The 248-nt window shown below is 69.8% G+C and carries 1 protein-coding gene; it reads left to right on the top strand.

What is annotated here, in order from left to right; translation table 11 throughout:
• The coding region (locus AC2YG9_RS22460) for a calcium-binding protein (RefSeq protein WP_487300227.1) at positions 1-248 on the top strand (248 nt) is incomplete at both ends.

Genomic DNA, 248 nt, shown 5'->3' with positions numbered 1-248 from the left:
CCAGTACGGCGCGTTCCAGATCGGCTGGTCGCCGGCCGGCGTCTACTACGCCAACCACCTGACAGTCGCCGCCGTCGAGCGCCTGAGCATCACCACCGGCACGGGCAACGACAGCATCACTGGCCAGGGCGGCGACGACCTGCTGCGCGGCCAGGCCGGCAACGATGTCCTCGACGGGTCCGACGGCGACGACCAGCTGGAAGGCGGCCTCGACAACGACACCCTCTATGGCAGCGCCGGTGACGACA

The sequence above is a fragment of the Caulobacter sp. SRI_014 genome, assembly GCF_057586315.1.
Note: the sequence above shows the minus strand (reverse complement) of the source record. Positions and strands in the feature narration are given on the sequence as shown.